The sequence below is a fragment of the Stenotrophomonas sp. CASM106 genome, from assembly GCF_049384825.1.
GTDB classification, from domain to species: domain Bacteria; phylum Pseudomonadota; class Gammaproteobacteria; order Xanthomonadales; family Xanthomonadaceae; genus Stenotrophomonas; species Stenotrophomonas muris.
Window position 1 is genome coordinate 444,773 of sequence record NZ_JBMRFS010000002.1, and the last position, 13,240, is coordinate 458,012.

Genomic DNA, 13,240 nt, shown 5'->3' on the forward strand with positions numbered 1-13,240 from the left:
AACGGTCCTGTCCAGGGCCACCCGCCGCCTCTGGACAATTTCCCGCGAGCGCGGCCAAAAGCCCGTGCCGTGCAGTGTCATCTGCAAAACGAAAACGCCGGGCAATGCCCGGCGCTTCGCACCCCGTCTGGTGGAGAGCCCCCCTTCTGTTAAGGGGGGCGCGCCAATGGCGCGGGGGATAGGAGGTAGGTCGGGACCCGCTGCTTGCGCAGCAAGCCGCGGCGCACCTTCGGTGGTCAGTTCTTAGAACTGACCGCCGAAGGTGAACTGCAGACGCTCGATCTTGTCATCGTCTTCCTTCTTCAGCGGGAAGGCGTAGCTGATCGAGATCGGGCCGACCGGGGCGCGCCACAGCAGGGCCACGCCGGTGGACACGCGCAGCTCGTTGGCCTTGAAGTTCTGGGTGCCGTTGTAGACGTTGCCGAAGTCGACGAAGGCCGACACGCGTGCCGACGGGCTGTCGAACAGGCGCGGGAAGTAGGCTTCGACCGAACCGACGGTCTTCAGCGAACCACCCAGCGGCTGGCCTTCCGGATAACCGGTGGTGACTTCGCGCGGGCCGAGGGTGTTGTCCTCGAAGCCGCGCACCGAGTTGGTGCCACCGGCGTAGAAGTTCTCGAAGAACGGCAGGCCGCTGGCGGTGACGGTGCGGGTGGTGCCATCCGGATTGGTCAGCGTACGGGTGTAGTCGTTGCCGTAGGCATCGCCGTAGCCGATTTCCGCGCGGGTGTTGATCACCAGCGACGGCATGATCGGCCAGTACTTGCTGATCTGGTAGTTCAGCTTGTAGTACTCGATGGTCGAACCCGGCAGCGTGGTTTCCAGGCCGATGCGCTGGTAGGTGCCGCGCGTCGGCATGAAGTAGTCGTTGCGCGAGTCGCGCGCCCAGCCCAGCTCGGTGCGCCAGGCGTGGAAGGTGCGCTGACCGACCGCGTTGATGTAGTCGATGATCGACTGCGGGGTCGAGCCCTGGTAGGTGGTGATCTGGTTGCTGTCGATGCCGAACATCAGCGAGACGGTATCGGTCTCGGTCAGCGGCACGCCGAACACAACCTGCGCCGAACCATTGGTGCTGTTGTACTGCGCGGTATTGAAGTCGGAGTAGTCCAGTTCGCGCCAGGACAGGTTGTAGCCCAGCGACACGCCGTCATCGGTGAAGTACGGGTTGGTGTAGCTGAAGCCGTAGCGCTGCAGATAGCTGCTGCGCGAGGCTTCGACCGACACGCGGTTGCCGCCGCCGAGGAAGTTGTTCTGCGACAGCTGCACCGAGGTGGTCATGCCGTAGGACTGCGAGTAGCCCAGGCCGAACACGAAGCTGCCCGAGGTGGTTTCCTTGACGTTGTAGACGACGTCGACCTGGTCGTTGCTGCCGCTGACGGCCGGCGTCTCCACTTCCACCGATTCGAAGTAGCCCAGGCGCTGCAGGCGGATCTTGGAGCGGTCGATCGCGGCCTGCGAGTACCAGCTGTTCTCGAACTGGCGCATTTCGCGGCGCATCACCTCATCGGAGGTGCGGGTATTGCCACGGAATAGGATGCGGCGCACCGACACGCGCGGGCCGGGCACGACCTGCATGTTGATGGCGACGGTCTGCTCGGCGCGGTTGGTGGTCGGGATCGGGTTCACCTTGGCGAACGCGTAGCCGATGTTGGACAGCGAATTGGTGATGGTGTCCGAGCTGAATTCCAGCAGGGCACGCGAGAACGTGTCGCCGGACTTCTGGATCACCATGCGCTCGACGTCCTCCTGCGGGAGGATGGTGTCGCCGCTGACCTTGATCTCGGAGATCTTGTACTGCGCACCCTCGGTCACGCCCGCGGTCAGGAACATGTCGCGCTTGTCGGGGCTGATCGAGACCTGGGTGGAATCGATGCTGAAATCGACGTAGCCGCGGTCCAGGTACCAGGAGTTGAGCTTTTCCAGGTCGCCGGACAGCTTTTCCTTGGAGTACTGGTCGTCACGGCGGTACCACGACGCCCAGTTGTGCTCCTTGGACTCCCAGGTCTCCAGGATGTCCTTGCTCTCGAACTTTTCGGTGCCGACCAGGTTGACGTGGCGGATCTTGGCCGCCTTGCCTTCCTTGATGGCGATGGCGATGTCCACGCGGTTGCGGTCCAGCGGGCTCACCGTCGGGGTGATGTCGACGTTGTATTTGCCACGGTCGTTGTACTGGCGGCGCAGTTCCTGGGTCACGCGGTCCAGGCTCAGGCGATCGAAGGTGCCGCCCTCGGTCAGGCCGATGTCGGACAGGCCCTTGAGCAGCTGGTCGGACTTGATGTCCTTGTTGCCGGTCACGGTCAGCTTGTTGATCGCCGGACGTTCCTTGACGGTCACCACCAGGATCGTGCCCTGGCGGTCCAGCTGCACGTCTTCGAAGAAGCCGGTCTTGTACAGGGCGCGGATCGTCTCGCCGACCTTGTTGTCGGTGACCGTCTCGCCACGTTCCACCGGCAGGTAGGTGAATACCGTGCCCGAGCTGATGCGCTGCAGGCCATCGACGCGGATGTCGCTGACAGTGAAGGGCTCGGCTGCCTGGGCCAGGGCGGGAGCGCCGGTGACGGCGGCGAGGGCGAGGGCCAGCAGGCGGCGATTGGGGAGTCGCGTCATGTCACGTCCGGTAGGAAGGTCGATTTCATTGGTGCGGGATGCCGACGCTGTAGACGGCAACAACATGGAAAAGTTCATCGCGGGACCAGGCCGAGGATGTCGTTGTAGAACGCCAACCCCATCAGCCCGGCCAGCAACGCCAGGCCGATGTATTGGCCGGCGGCGATGGCACGCTCGCTCAGCGGGCTGCCCTTGACCAACTCGATAAGGTAATACAGCAGGTGGCCGCCGTCCAAGATCGGGATCGGCAGCAGGTTGATGATGCACAGGCTGAGGGACAGCAGGGCAAGGAACTGCAGGAACCAGTCGAGGCCGCGCTTGGCCGAGACATTGGCCACGCGGGCGATGGTGACCGGCCCGGAAACGTTCTGCAGCGAGGCCTTGCCGGTGACGATGCGGCCCATCATGCCCAGCGAGTCGGCCGCCAGGCGCCCGGTTTCGCGTACCGCGACGGTGACCGAGTCCAGGGGGCCGTAGCGCAGGAGGGTGTCGTAGGGGGGGCTGAACTTGGTCGGGAACTGAACGCCGATCTGCCACGTGGGGCCGCCCTTGGCGTCCTGGCCCTTGCGTGGCGTCACTTCCAGCGCCAGGCGCTCGCCGCCACGCAGGACCTCGATCATGCCCGGGCCACCGGCACGGCCCAGCGCCTGGATCTCGCCGATCACCTGGTCGGCGCCGTCGATGCGCTGGCCGTCAATGGCCACGATCAGGTCGCCCGGCTGCAGTTGCCCGGCCACCACGGAGTCTGCGGTGAGCGACTCGACCAGCGCGGGCTGCAGCCACGACTGCCAGTACATGCCAGCCAGGATCGGCACCCGCCGCTCATCGAAACCCGCCGGCAGTTGCGACAGCGGCAGGGTGCGCGTGCGCACCTGGTCGGCCGTATCCAGCACTTCCAGCTTCACGTCGCGGCGGTCCATCGCGGCCGCGGTCAGTGCCATGCTGGCCTCGCCGAGGGTGACCACCTGGCGGTCGTCCACGCGCAGCACGCGGTCGCCGCTGGCCAGGCCGGCACTGGCGGCGATGCCGCTGACGCGGCCGACGGTGGGCGAGTAATCCTGCTTGCCGATCACGAACATCGCCCACAGCAGGAGGATGCACAGCAGCAGGTTGGCGATCGGGCCGGCGGCAACGATCGCGATGCGCTGCCAGACCGTCTTGTGGTTGAAGGCCTGGCCGCGCTCGTGCGGGTGGACTTCGACCTCGCGTTCGTCGAGGAACTTCACGTAGCCACCCAGCGGAATGGCGGCGATGGCGAACTCGGTGCCATGCCGGTCGCGGCGCGACCACAGCGGCTGGCCGAAGCCGACCGAGAAACGCAGGATCTTGACCCCGCACAGGCGTCCGACCCAGTAATGCCCGAACTCGTGGAACGTGACCAGCAGCCCGAGGCTGACAATCATCCACCAGACCGATCCGATGAAGTCAGTCATGCAGGCTCACAGTGGCGGGCAGGGGCGGCGGCGTCATGCTGGGCGAGGCGGTCGTTCAGGCGGCGTCGATGGCGTTCAGGGTGAGCTGGCGTGCCCGCTGGTCGGCGGACAACAGGACCTCCAGTGTATCGGCTGCTTGCGTCGGCAGTGTTGAAAGAGCGTTAGCAACCAGCGCCGGGATCGTCAGGAAACCGATCCGGCCCTGAAGAAACGCTGAAACCGCCTCCTCGTTGGCAGCATTCAGCACCGCCGGTGCGGTGCCGCCGGCCTGCATGGCCTGCCAGGCCAGGGCCAGGCAGGGGAAGGCGTCGGTGTCCGGGGCCTCGAAATCCAGCCGGCCCTGGGCCAGCAGGTCCAGCCCGGCCACGCCCGATTCGATGCGCTGTGGCCAGCCCAGGCCAACGGCGAGGGTGGTGCGCATGTCCGGCAGGCCCATCTGCGCCAGGGTCGAGCCGTCGACGAACTCGACCAGCGAATGGACCAGGCTCTGCGGGTGCACCAGCACTTCGATGCGTTCACCGGGCACGCCGAACAGGTGGTGGGCCTCGATGACTTCCAGGCCCTTGTTCATCAACGTCGCCGAATCGACCGAGATCTTCGGTCCCATCGACCACTTCGGGTGGGCAACGGCCTGGGCCGGGGTGACCTGGGCCAGTTCGGCGCGGCTGCGGCCACGGAACGGGCCGCCGGAGGCGGTCAGCAGGATCCGGCGCACGCCGGCGCCGTCGACGCTGGCGTCGCGCGAGCGCAGGCACTGGAAGATCGCGCTGTGTTCGCTGTCGATCGGGATGATTTCGGCGCCGGCACGTTCGGCGGTACGGGTCAGCAGTTCGCCGGCCAGCACCAGCGATTCCTTGTTGGCCAGCAGGATGCGCTTGCCGGCGGCGGCCGCGGCCAGGGTCGAGGACAGGCCGGCAGCGCCGACGATGGCCGCGACCACGGTATCGCAGGCGTCGCTGGCGGCCAGCTGGTCCAGCGCGGCATGGCCGGCATGGGCTTCGGTGGCCAGTCCGGCGTCGCGCAGGCCGTCACGCAGTTCGGCGAACAGCGATTCGTCGGCGATCACCGCGTGCGCGGGTTTGTGCTGGCGGCACAACGCCAGCAGCCCCTGCACCTGGCGTCCGGCGGCGAGCACGGTCGCCTGGTAGCGCTGCGGGTGGCGGGCGATCACGTCCAGCGTGGAGGCACCGATCGAGCCGGTGGCGCCGAATACGGCGACCCGGCGCAGGTCTGCAGCAGCATTCATGGTCAGAACCCGAAGATTTCCTTGCCCAGCGCGAACACCGGGACGGCGGCGAGGACGCCGTCGACCCGGTCGAGCACGCCGCCATGGCCCGGGATCAGGTGGCCCGAATCCTTGGCGCCCGCGTGGCGCTTGATGAGGCTCTCGAACAGGTCACCCAGCACCGAGGCGAACACGGCCACGACCGCAGTGATCAGCAGGCCCGGCAGGTGTGCGGTATCGATCCCGGCCAGCCAGCCCAGGCCGACGGCCACGGCGACACCGGCCAGCAGGCCGCCGAACAGGCCTTCCCAGGTCTTGTTGGGGCTGATCCGCGGGGCCAGCTTGTGCTTGCCGAAATGGCGGCCGGCGAAGTAGGCGCCCGAGTCGGCCGCCCACACCAGTGCCAGTGCAGCCAGCAGCCACAGGTGGCCCTGCTTGCCCGGCGGATCGCCACCGGCATGGATCAGCACCAGCGCGGCCCAGGCGGGCACGATGGCGAGCGTGCCGGCCAGCATCTTCAGGATGCGCGAGGGCGCCGACGGCTGTGCACCGAAATTGAAGAAGCGCAGCCAGACCAGCGCGGCCAGCCACCAGGCAACGCCGGCCAGCGTGGTTATCTGGAACAGCACCAGCGTACTGCCATCGGCCCAGACCAGCAGCACCATCAGCAGCAGGTTCAGCACCAGAAGCACGGTGCGTGCCAGGGTGTCTTCGATACCGGCCAGCTTCAGCCATTCCCACAGGCCGATCAGCAGCACCGCAGCGGCGGCGGCGGCCAGCCATTGCGTGGGCAGCAGCAGGATCGCCGCAATGGCAACCGGCGCCATGATCAGCGCGGCGAGGACTCGGGTCTTGGTCATGGGCTGGAAGTCTCGGTGGCCAGTGCGGCAATCTGGGCGCTGGTCAGGCCGAAACGACGCTCGCGGCCGGCATAGGCGTCCAGCGCCTGCTGCAGCTGCCCGGCATCGAAGTCCGGCCACAGGGCCTCGGTGAACCACAGCTCGGTGTAGGCCAGCTGCCACAGCAGGAAGTTGCTGATGCGGGTGTCGCCGCCGGTGCGGATGAACAGGTCCGGCGGCGGCAGGTCGGCAAGGGCGACCTGGCTGCCCAGCAGCGATTCGTCGATCTGCTCGGGCAACAGGCGACCGGCCGCCACTTCGACGGCCAGGGCGCGCGCGGCGCGGGCGATGTCCTGGCGGCCGCCATAGCTGGCCGCGATCGACAGGGTCAGGGTGGTGTTGTCGGCGGTGCGCTGTTCGGCCAGCTGCATGCGGCTGACCAGCCCGGCACCGAAGCGCTCGCGTTCGCCGATGAAGCGTACGCGCACGCCGCGCCGGTGCAGCTCGTCCACCTCGCGGTCGAGCGCGCCGAGGAACAGCTTCATCAACGCATCCACTTCCTCCTGCGGCCGGCCCCAGTTCTCGCTGGAGAAGGCGAACAGGGTCAGCGCCGGAATGCCCAGTTCAAGGCAGCGCTCGATGGTGCGGTTGACCGCGCGCGCGCCGGCACGGTGGCCGATCACGCGGGGGCGACGGCGCTGCTGTGCCCAGCGCCCATTGCCATCCATGATGATGGCAATGTGGCGGGGCAGGGCGGCCGGTAACGGAGGCGGGGCTGAAGGCATCGACTTCAGACCGACAGCAGTTCTTTTTCCTTGTCGGCGACGACCTTGTCGACGTCCTTGATGTTGGCGTCGGTCAGCTTCTGGATGTCGTCTTCGCCGCGCTTCTTCTCGTCTTCGCTGATCGCCTTGTCCTTGACCAGCTTGGCGATTTCCTTGTTCGCGTCCTGACGGATGTTGCGGATCGCGATCTTGGCGCCTTCACCTTCCTTCTGCACCTGCTTGGCCAGCTCCTTGCGGCGCTCTTCGGTCGGCGGCGGCATGTTGATGCGGATCGCGGTGCCGAGGGTGTTCGGGGTGAACTCGGCGTTGTAGAGACCCTTTTCGATCTCCTTGATCATGCCCTTGTCGAACGGCGTGACCAGCAGCGAGTGCGCGTCGGCGTTGGAGATCGAGGCAACCTGGTTCAGCGGGGTGCTGGCGTTGCCATAGGCACTGACCGTCACGCGGTCCAGCAGGGCAGGCGTGGCACGCCCGGTCCGGATGGAGGTGAGGGTGTGCTTCAGAGCGTCGATGCTCTTGGCCATGCGCGTCTGCGCGTTGTTCTTGATGTCGTTGAGCATCGCCCGGTCCTGGATGTATCTGGAATCGGGCGATTATAGGCGAATACGGGACGCTGCCGGGCCTGAATCGGCCCGATCGCCGCTTTGCGCTCAGGCTCAGGCCGGGTCGCGGCCCTGGACCAGGGTGCCGATGTTCGCGCCGTTGAGGATCTTCAGCAGCTCGCCCGGCTGGCCCATGTCGAACACGCGCATCGGCAGGTCGCTGTCGCGGGCCAATGCGAAGGCCGCCGTGTCCATCACTTCCAGGCCGCGGCGGATCACTTCGTCGTAGCTCAGGCTGTCGAAGCGGACCGCATCGCTGTGCTTGTTCGGGTCCTTGTCGTACACGCCATCGACCTTGGTGGCCTTCAGCAGCAGGTCGGCGCCGATCTCGATCGCGCGCAGGGCGGCGCCGGAATCGGTGGTGAAGAACGGGCTGCCGACGCCGGCGGCGAAGATCACCAGGCGGCCCTTTTCCAGGTGGCGGATGGCGCGGCGGCGGATGTAGTCCTCGCACACGTCGTTGATCTTGATCGCGCTCATCACGCGGGCCTTGGCGCCCAGCTTCTCGAGGGCATCCTGCATGGCCAGGGCGTTGATGACCGTGGCCAGCATGCCCATCTGGTCGCCGGTGACCCGGTCCATGCCGCCGGCGGCCAGGCCGGCGCCGCGGAAGATGTTGCCGCCGCCGATCACCAGCGCCACTTCGGCACCGGCCTGCTGGGCTTCGATGACCTCGCGGGCCAGGCGATTGATGACCTTCGGGTCGATGCCGTAGTCCTCGTCTCCCATCAGCGCCTCCCCGGACAGTTTCAGAAGGATGCGGCGATAGGCGAGCTTGGACATGAGGACCTCGGGTGCGTGGAAATCGCGGGCGATTCTACGCGCATGCGGCGTCGTGCCAAAGTGTTTTGTGCACTGCGGCGCAGAATCCGGTCGTTCGCCCCGGTCAAACGGGGCTTCCCGTTCAGCCCAGCTCGGCGCCAGCGGTGGCCGACAGCTCGTCGTGGCCGAGGGCACCTGGTGAGCGGGCGATCACCCGGTTGCGGCCCAGGTTCTTGGAGCGGTACAGCACGTCGTCGGCTGCGCGCAGCAGGTCCTGCACGTCGGCGAAGCGCTCGTAGCCACCCTGGGTGGCCACGCCGGCGGAGAAGGTGACGAACAGCGGCCCGCCCTCCAGCTCGGCCATCGGCGTGGCGACGATGTTGGCCAGCACCCGGCGGATCACGTCCAGGGCCACGCTTTCGCTGGTGTTTGGCAGCAGCGCGACGAATTCCTCGCCGCCGAAGCGGGCGACGGTGTCACTGTTGCGCAGCTGGCCCTGCAGCTTGCCGGCGAAGGCGCGCAGCACCTCGTCGCCGGTCAGGTGGCCGTGGGCGTCGTTGATCTTCTTGAAGTCGTCCAGGTCGATGAAGGCCACCGACAATGGCCAGCCCTGGCGGCCGGCGCGCAGGAATTCCTGCTCCAGCACCGCTTCCAGCTGGCGGCGGTTGAGCACGCCGGTCAACGCGTCACGATGGGCCTGGTCGGCGAGGCGCTTGGCGCGCGCCTCGAACTCGTCGGCGCGGCGTCGTGCCTGGTCGGCGTCCTGCAGTTCGCGCAGGTTGCGCAGCGTGGCCAGCTCCTGCGCGTGATCGATCAGCTCGCGCACCCGCGCCGGTGAATTGAGGCCGGCATCAAACAGGCTGGCGATGTCGGGCAGGGCTTCACTGATGCGGGCGAGGACCTGGTCGAAGCGCGCGCTGTCCAGCTCCAGGCGGTCGTGCACCTGCTGCAGGGCGCGCTCACGCGCGGCGTCGGCGTCGCTGTCCAGCCAGATGTCGGCCACCGCGCCGGACAGCTGCACGCAGGCCTGGAACGGCGATTCGGCGACGTCCTCGTCCTCGCTGTGGCTGATGCTCTCCACCAGGTAGCGGGGCAGGCCCCATTGCTCGGCCACCCACGCGCCGACCTCGGCATGGCTGCAGCCCAGTTCCTCGCGTTCGCGGGCGACCAGGTCGGTGTTGTCGCGTGCCTCGCGCAGCAGCGGCAGGTAGCGCTCCGACTCGGCCTGGGCCAGGCACAGTACGCCCAGGTCCTGCAGCAGGCCGGCCAGCATCAGTTCTTCCAGCCGGCGCAGGCCGCGCGCCTGGCCCAGCTGGCTGGCAGCCAGGGCGCTGAGGATGCTGCGCTTCCAGGCGCGCTGGCGCAGGTCGTGGTCGGCGCCGGTGCCGCCGGTCAGGCCCTGGGTGACAGTGAAGCCGAGGGCGAGGCTGATCGTGGCGTTCAGGCCCAGCATGGTCAGCGCCTGGCCGAGGTTCTCGATCCGGCGGCGGCTGGCGTACAGCGGCGAATTGGCGATGCGCAGCATGCGAGCGCTCAGCGCCATGTCGATGGCGATGATGTCGGCAGCGGTGGCGATGTCCGCTTCCGGGTCCTGGGCCAGTTCGATGATGCGCAGGGCAATACCGGGTGGCGAAGGCAGGTTGCGGCAGAGCGCCAGGGCAGCTGTCAGCTCGGGAGGCATGTCGGGTCGTTCAATTCCATTAGGACAAGAATACCTAGGAATGCATCACAGTCCGCGATTTTCGTTCCTGCTAAATGACTGTGGATTCCCTGCGCCGAGTATCGGCTTGATTCGCGCGCAACGCAAAGGTGCCGGTTGTGCGCACCAACGGTGCGCACCCACCGGTGGGCCATGGGTTGATCCCTGGGCCCATGCATAAAAAAAGAGCCGCGGTTTCCCGCGGCTCCTTCTGGTCGCTTCACAGCCGGAAGGCTGGAATCAGACCTGCATCGCCTTGGCAACTTCGGCGGCGTAGTCTTCCACCACCTTCTCGATGCCTTCGCCGACGATCAGCAGCTTGAAGCCTGCCACGTCGGCGCCGGCGGCCTTGACCACCTGCTCGACGGTGGTGTCGCCCAGCACGTAGGTCTGGCCGTACAGGGTCACGTCGCTGACGATCTTGTTGATCTTGCCGCTGATGATCTTTTCCAGGATGTCGGCCGGCTTGGCCTTGTCCTTATCGGTCATCTTGGCCAGCTCGATTTCCTTTTCCTTCTCGACGAACTCGGCCGGGACGTCCGCAGCCTTGTTGTGCGGCGGCTTCAGCGCGGCCACGTGCATGGCCAGGCCACGGGCCAGCTCGACGTCGCCGCCGATCAGGTCGACCAGCACGCCGACCTTGCCGTTGGTGTGGACGTAGGCGCCGATGTTGCCGGTGGTGTCGACCTTGACCATGCGGCGGATCTGGATGTTCTCACCCAGGGTCTGCACGGCGGTGGCGCGGGCTTCCTCGACGGTACGGCCGTCGGCCAGCGTGGCGGCCTTCACGGCTTCGACGTCGTTGGCGCCCGATGCCAGGGCAGCAGCGGCGACGGCGTTGACGAAGGACTTGAAGTTGTCATCGTTGGCGACGAAGTCGGTTTCCGAGTTGACTTCGACCAGCACGGCCTTGCCGCCGTCCTGGGCCAGGCCCAGGCGGCCTTCGGCGGCCACGCGGTCAGCCTTCTTGTCGGCCTTGGCGGCGCCGGACTTGCGCATGGCTTCAGCAGCGGCGTTGATGTCGCCGTTGGCTTCGGTAAGCGCCTTCTTGCATTCCATCATGCCGGCGCCGGTGCGCTCGCGCAGTTCCTTGACCAGGGAAGCAGTGATTTCCACGGGATTACCTCACGAAAGAAAGGGGTTGGGCCGGCATGGTGGCCGGCCCGTGTGACACGGTCCTGTCACGCGCCGATGGCTGCGTGCAGGGAGGGTGGACGCCGGGCGTCCACCCGGGGCCTGGATCAGGCCTGGGCGTCGTCGCCCTTCTTGGCAGCCTTCTTGGCCGGAGCGCGGCGGGCCGGCTTCTCTTCGCCTTCAGCAGCGGCTTCAGCGAATTCTTCCTCGCGCACCGAAGCGGCGTGCGGGGCAGCCGCCTTGCCTTCCAGCACGGCGTCGGCAGCGGCGCGGGCGTACAGCTGCACAGCGCGGATGGCGTCGTCGTTGCCCGGGATGGCGTAATCAACCAGTTCCGGGTTGTAGTTGGTGTCGACCACGGCGATGACCGGGATGCCCAGCTTCTTGGCTTCCTTGATCGCGATGTCTTCGTGGCCGATGTCGATCACGAAGATGGCGTCCGGCAGGCGGTTCATGTCCTTGATGCCGCCCAGCGAGGCTTCCAGCTTGTCGCGCTCGCGACGCAGGCCCAGCACTTCGTGCTTGACCAGCTTCTCGAAGGTGCCGTCGGTTTCACCGGCTTCCAGTTCCTTCAGGCGGGCAACCGACTGCTTGACGGTACGGAAGTTGGTCAGGGTGCCGCCCAGCCAACGCTGGTTCATGAACGGCATGCCGCAACGCTCGGCTTCTTCCTTGATGGTTTCGCGGGCGCTGCGCTTGGTGCCCAGGAACAGGACGGTGCCGCGCTTCTGGGCAACCGACGAGATGAAGTTCATCGCATCGTTGAACAGCGGGACGGTCTTTTCCAGGTTGATGATGTGGATCTTGCCGCGGGCGCCGAAGATGTACGGAGCCATCTTCGGGTTCCAGTAGCGGGTCTGGTGGCCGAAGTGGACGCCGGCTTCCAGCATCTGACGCATGGTGACCTGGGGCATTGCAATACTCCTGATATGGAACCAGCGATTCCGCCCGCGGGGATAGGTATGCGGGACGCGTGGAAGCGCGATCGGTTCCGGGGTTGGGCTTCCCTGTTGCCTCCGTGGCCGAACTCCTTGCGGAGCACCCCGGCACGGATGGGGGCAGCAGGTGTGGATTCACCGGTGACGTCCGGTGTGGACGGGTTCGCGCGCACGCTGGCGGCAGGAATCCGGTCGATTATAGCCCGCTGGGAGCGCTTGCTGCAATTGCAGGGTCAGTTGCGGCCAGATCGACCTCGCGGCCGTCCTGCAGGCGTGCCTGGAAGCGGCCGCCTGCATAGCCATCGGCGCGGGCAGGCAGGGGCCAGCGGCGTTCATGGCCCGCCAGAATGTAGCCGGCCAGGCCAGCCGTCAGCAGCGTTGCCTGGCCGTCCGCCGTGATGAAGCGCAGATCGTGCAGGCGGCCGTGCAGGGTACCGGCATTGCTGAGTCGCAGTACGGCCAGAGACCCGTGGGCCTCGACGCGGCCCAGCAGCCGGGCCTGCAGTGCTGGCCCCGCTGGGCCGCGGAACAGCGGCAGCGAATAGCGCGGCAACCCCGGCAACGTCGGTGCCAGTACGACCCGATAGGCCTGTTCAGCGGCCGCCGCTGGCGGATCGCCTGGCAACAGCCAGACGCGCTGGGTGCTGCCGGGGGCCAGGTCCAGCTGCGCCGGGCTGACCCGGATCTGGTCGCTGGGGTGCAGTCGTTCGGCGTCCAGCTGCTGATCCCACGCCAGCACCTGCACCTGGCCCTGCCAGCGGCCGGGCCCGGGGTTGTGCAACCACAGTTCGGCGCTGCCGCCCTGGGCCGGCAGCTGCAGGGTGGTCGGCAACAGCTCCAGCGCTGCGGCAGGCAGTGCCAGCAGCAGTGCCAGCAGGGTCAGCAACGCGCGCATCAGTAGATGAGGGTCACGGAGGGTGTTGCGTTCTCGTCCGTCGCCGGTGGTGCGAGCTCGCGGACCTGGCGCGGCGCCTGGGGTGCGTCACTGCGCTGGTGCGGTGCCGGGCAGCGGATGCCGCCGCCATCGTCGCTGCAGGATTCAACCACGGTCAGCCGGATCTGCAGGGGGCTGCTGGGTTCGGCCCATGCCGGCAGGCTGGCGACCAGCATCGCCCCGATCAGGAATGTGCGAACCACCTGCCATCCACCATGCTGAAAGACTTGCTGCGCGGTATCGGCGGGATGTGCCGGAACTGTAGCGCCGAGCCGGCGCTCG

The 13,240-nt window shown here is 67.1% G+C and carries 12 protein-coding genes; all 12 read right to left on the bottom strand.

Going from position 1 to position 13,240, the window contains the following annotated elements:
- Positions 1–243: 243 nt before the first annotated feature.
- Positions 244–2,607: an outer membrane protein assembly factor BamA gene (gene bamA, locus VG556_RS05795; RefSeq protein WP_049441550.1), complete on the bottom strand. Its 2,364-nt coding sequence runs from the start codon at positions 2,605–2,607 to the stop codon at positions 244–246.
- A 74-nt stretch (positions 2,608–2,681) separates the two neighbouring features.
- Entirely contained in the window at positions 2,682–4,040 is a 1,359-nt protein-coding gene (rseP, locus tag VG556_RS05800; protein WP_032956841.1) for an RIP metalloprotease RseP, read from the bottom strand.
- 55 nt (positions 4,041–4,095) lie between these two features.
- Positions 4,096–5,286, bottom strand: a complete 1,191-nt coding sequence (locus tag VG556_RS05805) for a 1-deoxy-D-xylulose-5-phosphate reductoisomerase (protein WP_049403801.1) — start codon at positions 5,284–5,286, stop codon at positions 4,096–4,098.
- A 2-nt stretch (positions 5,287–5,288) separates the two neighbouring features.
- Positions 5,289–6,125 (bottom strand): phosphatidate cytidylyltransferase, encoded by an 837-nt coding sequence (locus VG556_RS05810; RefSeq protein WP_014646497.1) that lies wholly within the window; start codon positions 6,123–6,125, stop codon positions 5,289–5,291.
- Complete coding sequence (gene uppS, locus VG556_RS05815) at positions 6,122–6,889, bottom strand: polyprenyl diphosphate synthase (protein ID WP_032956844.1); 768 nt, start codon at positions 6,887–6,889, stop codon at positions 6,122–6,124. Before uppS ends, VG556_RS05810 begins: the two co-directional genes overlap by 4 nt.
- A 5-nt stretch (positions 6,890–6,894) precedes the next feature.
- Positions 6,895–7,449 (bottom strand): ribosome recycling factor, encoded by a 555-nt coding sequence (gene frr, locus VG556_RS05820; RefSeq protein ID WP_014646499.1) that lies wholly within the window; start codon positions 7,447–7,449, stop codon positions 6,895–6,897.
- 96 nt (positions 7,450–7,545) lie between these two features.
- Positions 7,546–8,274 (bottom strand): UMP kinase, encoded by a 729-nt coding sequence (gene pyrH / locus VG556_RS05825; RefSeq protein WP_014646500.1) that lies wholly within the window; start codon positions 8,272–8,274, stop codon positions 7,546–7,548.
- 121 nt (positions 8,275–8,395) lie between these two features.
- Entirely contained in the window at positions 8,396–9,934 is a 1,539-nt protein-coding gene (locus VG556_RS05830; RefSeq protein ID WP_032956845.1) for a sensor domain-containing diguanylate cyclase, read from the bottom strand.
- Between the two features lie 258 nt (positions 9,935–10,192).
- Positions 10,193–11,068 carry a translation elongation factor Ts gene (gene tsf / locus VG556_RS05835; protein ID WP_032956847.1) on the bottom strand — a complete coding sequence of 292 codons (876 nt, stop codon included), beginning with the start codon at positions 11,066–11,068 and terminating at the stop codon, positions 10,193–10,195.
- Between the two features lie 125 nt (positions 11,069–11,193).
- Positions 11,194–12,000: a 30S ribosomal protein S2 gene (gene rpsB, locus VG556_RS05840; protein WP_005408748.1), complete on the bottom strand. Its 807-nt coding sequence runs from the start codon at positions 11,998–12,000 to the stop codon at positions 11,194–11,196.
- Between the two features lie 220 nt (positions 12,001–12,220).
- Positions 12,221–12,919 carry a fimbrial biogenesis chaperone gene (locus VG556_RS05845; protein ID WP_100449675.1) on the bottom strand — a complete coding sequence of 233 codons (699 nt, stop codon included), beginning with the start codon at positions 12,917–12,919 and terminating at the stop codon, positions 12,221–12,223.
- Entirely contained in the window at positions 12,919–13,134 is a 216-nt protein-coding gene (locus VG556_RS05850) for a hypothetical protein (RefSeq protein WP_041863203.1), read from the bottom strand. Before VG556_RS05850 ends, VG556_RS05845 begins: the two co-directional genes overlap by 1 nt.
- Positions 13,135–13,240 lie beyond the last annotated feature (106 nt).

Excerpts from the sequence above, each read along its gene's own strand:
- bamA (WP_049441550.1), bottom strand. The coding sequence starts at position 2,607 with ATGACGCGACTCCCCAATCGCCGCCTGCTGGCCCTCGCCCTCGCCGCC.
- rseP (WP_032956841.1), bottom strand. The coding sequence starts at position 4,040 with ATGACTGACTTCATCGGATCGGTCTGGTGGATGATTGTCAGCCTCGGG.
- VG556_RS05805 (WP_049403801.1), bottom strand. The coding sequence starts at position 5,286 with ATGAATGCTGCTGCAGACCTGCGCCGGGTCGCCGTATTCGGCGCCACC.
- VG556_RS05810 (WP_014646497.1), bottom strand. The coding sequence starts at position 6,125 with ATGACCAAGACCCGAGTCCTCGCCGCGCTGATCATGGCGCCGGTTGCC.
- uppS (WP_032956844.1), bottom strand. The coding sequence starts at position 6,889 with ATGCCTTCAGCCCCGCCTCCGTTACCGGCCGCCCTGCCCCGCCACATT.
- frr (WP_014646499.1), bottom strand. The coding sequence starts at position 7,449 with ATGCTCAACGACATCAAGAACAACGCGCAGACGCGCATGGCCAAGAGC.
- pyrH (WP_014646500.1), bottom strand. The coding sequence starts at position 8,274 with ATGTCCAAGCTCGCCTATCGCCGCATCCTTCTGAAACTGTCCGGGGAG.
- VG556_RS05830 (WP_032956845.1), bottom strand. The coding sequence starts at position 9,934 with ATGCCTCCCGAGCTGACAGCTGCCCTGGCGCTCTGCCGCAACCTGCCT.
- rpsB (WP_005408748.1), bottom strand. The coding sequence starts at position 12,000 with ATGCCCCAGGTCACCATGCGTCAGATGCTGGAAGCCGGCGTCCACTTC.
- VG556_RS05845 (WP_100449675.1), bottom strand. The coding sequence starts at position 12,919 with ATGCGCGCGTTGCTGACCCTGCTGGCACTGCTGCTGGCACTGCCTGCC.
- VG556_RS05850 (WP_041863203.1), bottom strand. The coding sequence starts at position 13,134 with ATGCTGGTCGCCAGCCTGCCGGCATGGGCCGAACCCAGCAGCCCCCTG.